Genomic DNA, 2,422 nt, shown 5'->3' on the forward strand with positions numbered 1-2,422 from the left:
GGCCGTCCCAGGTGTGGACCTCGCGCCGGTAGACGCGGTTGCCGGTGTCGTCGAGGCGGCGGTTGGCGCGCTCGGTGGTGCGGTATCCGCGACCGCCGCCGATCTGGACCGGCTCGAGCCAGCCCTGCATGACCATCCGGGAGATCGCCGTGCGCACCGCCGGACCGGCGATGCCGACCGGGTCGAGGAGCCGGACGAGGGCCGCCACGGGGGCCTGGCTGCCCCGGGCGCGCAGGTGGTCGCCGTACACGTCGAAGAGTGCGGACCGGGCCTGCATGGCTGGAGTCTGCCAGCCCCGTTGCGGGGCCGCTGGCGGCCTGTGCTCCGCGTCACCCGCCGATAGGGGATAATGGTCTCTGCGTACGGCGCAGCAGGGCCCCTCGGAGGCCCACTGCCACATCACAACAGGAAGGTGCGCGGATGGCGGCGATGAAGCCGCGGACGGGCGACGGTCCGCTGGAGGTCACCAAGGAAGGACGCGGCATCGTCATGCGCGTGCCGCTCGAGGGCGGTGGTCGCCTCGTTGTCGAGCTCAACGCCGAGGAGGCCGGTGCCCTCGGAGATGCCCTCAAGGACGTCGTCGGCTGACCCCGGTGCCCTCGACCCCGTCACCGGCCCCGCTGTCCGCCTGGCCTCCGACCCTTCCCAGCCAGGTCGCTCCACCCGAGTTCGCCGTCAGTGCGGCGCTGCCGCATGCCGTCCTCGGTGTCGACGTCGTGGCCGTCCCCGTGCTGCCCGGCGACGCCGCGGGCGACGCGGTGGTGCTCGGGCCGGGGGCGGCGGAGCTCGCTGAGCTGCTCGACCTCGACCTGCTCGCCGTCCTCGAGGACGAGGACGCGTCCGGCAAGCCGGGCGAGGTCACCTCGGTGCCCGTGCCGCTCGGCCTGCCCGACAACGCCTCCGTGCGCCGGGTGCTGCTCGTCGGCGTCGGCGCGCAGACGACCGACGACCTGCGTCGCGCCGGTGCAGCGGTGGCGCGCGCGACCCGCGACCGGGACGCCCTGGCCACGACCGTGCCGGCGATCGGCGCCGACGACGGTCTCGAGGCCTTCGTCGTCGGCACGATGCTCGGCTCGTTCGGGTTCCACTGGCGCTCCGGGCCGCCGCCGCACCGTCCGGTCGGCCGGGTGGTGCTGGCCGGGCTGCCCGACGCCGAGCGGGCCACGCCCGCCCTCGAGCGGGCGGTGGCGATCGGGGGCGCCGGGTGGCGCTCCCGGATGCTGTGCACGGTGCCCTCGAACGTGAAGAACCCGCCCTGGCTGGCCGCGCAGGCCGAGACGCTCGCGAGCGAGAGCGGGCTCGCGGTGACGGTCTGGGACGAGCAACGGCTCCAGGCCGAGGGCTTCGGCGGCATCCTGGCCGTCGGCCGGGCCTCGGCCACCCCGCCCCGCCTGATCCGGCTCGACTACACCCCGCGCAAGGCGGGCCGGCGGACGCCCACGGTGGCGCTGGTCGGCAAGGGCATCACCTTCGACACCGGCGGGCTCTCGATCAAGCCCGGCGAGGCGATGGTCAACATGAAGCGCGACATGACCGGCGGCGCGGTGGTGATGGCCACCATGGCCGCACTGCGCGACGTCGGCTGCCCCGTCCGCGTCGTCGGCCTGGTCACCGCGGCCGAGAACGCCGTCGGCGGCGACGCGCTGCGACCCGGGGACGTGATCCGCCACTACGGCGGGCGCACCACCGAGGTCACCAACACCGACGCCGAGGGCCGGCTCGTGCTCGCCGACGGGCTCGCGTACGCCGTCGCGGAGGTCGAGCCCGACGTGATCGTCGACGTCGCCACGCTGACCGGGGCGATGAAGGTCGCGCTCGGCCAGCAGGTCGGCGGCTTCTTCGCCAACGACGAGGCCCTCGCCGCGACGCTGCACGCTGCCGCCGAGCGCGCCGGGGAGCCGCTGTGGCGGCTCCCGCTCTCGGCCGCCTACGAGTCCAAGCTGTCCTCGACGGTGGCCGACGCCGACAACGCCCCCGGCGGGCCGGGCGCGATCGTGGCGGCGCTGTTCCTCCAACACTTCGTCGGCGACCTGCCCTGGGCGCACCTCGACATCGCCTCGGTCGGCGACGCGCCCGACGAGCGCGACGAGTGGACGACCGGCCCGACCGGGTTCGGCGCCCGGGCGCTGCTCCAGTGGCTGGGCTCCGAGGACCCGCTGGCGGGAGTGGGATCGTGAACGGCCTGACCGTGCGCTGGTCGCTCGTCGACGCCGCCGACGGCGTGGAGGAGCGGCTGGCGTCGTACGTCGCGGAGACCTCGCACGCCCGGTTCACCGGCATGGCCGGACTCCGCTTCAAGACCTGGCGCTGCGTCCCGGGGAAGTGGTTCGAGGGCTGCTACGTCTTCGAGAGCGACGCCGCGCGGGCGGAGTTCCAGGCGGCGTTCACCGAGACCGCCGCCGAGTCACCCGGCTCGCAGATC

Annotated in this window: 3 protein-coding genes and 1 pseudogene; 3 read left to right on the plus strand and 1 reads right to left on the minus strand. The window is 74.9% G+C overall.

Features of this window, described 5'->3' with window-relative positions; genetic code table 11:
* Nucleotides 1-277, minus strand: a pseudogene (locus Q0L15_RS19360) (PaaX family transcriptional regulator); the annotation flags it as partial.
* A gap of 143 nt (nt 278-420) precedes the next feature.
* On the opposite strand from Q0L15_RS19360, the gene Q0L15_RS19365 reads away from it, so the two are divergent.
* From Q0L15_RS19365 to Q0L15_RS19375, 3 genes are all read left to right on the plus strand, one after another.
* Nucleotides 421-588 (plus strand): DUF3117 domain-containing protein, encoded by a 168-nt coding sequence (locus tag Q0L15_RS19365; RefSeq protein WP_082574674.1) that lies wholly within the window; start codon nt 421-423, stop codon nt 586-588.
* A 5-nt stretch (nt 589-593) separates the two neighbouring features.
* Nucleotides 594-2,177, plus strand: coding sequence for a leucyl aminopeptidase (locus Q0L15_RS19370; RefSeq protein ID WP_296606203.1), 1,584 nt, complete (start codon nt 594-596; stop codon nt 2,175-2,177).
* The coding region (locus Q0L15_RS19375; protein WP_296606205.1) for a hypothetical protein at nt 2,174-2,422 on the plus strand (249 nt) is incomplete at its 3' end. The genes Q0L15_RS19370 and Q0L15_RS19375, both read left to right, overlap by 4 nt.

The organism is Nocardioides sp. (genome assembly GCF_024509035.1).
In the GTDB taxonomy this organism is placed as follows: domain Bacteria; phylum Actinomycetota; class Actinomycetes; order Propionibacteriales; family Nocardioidaceae; genus Nocardioides.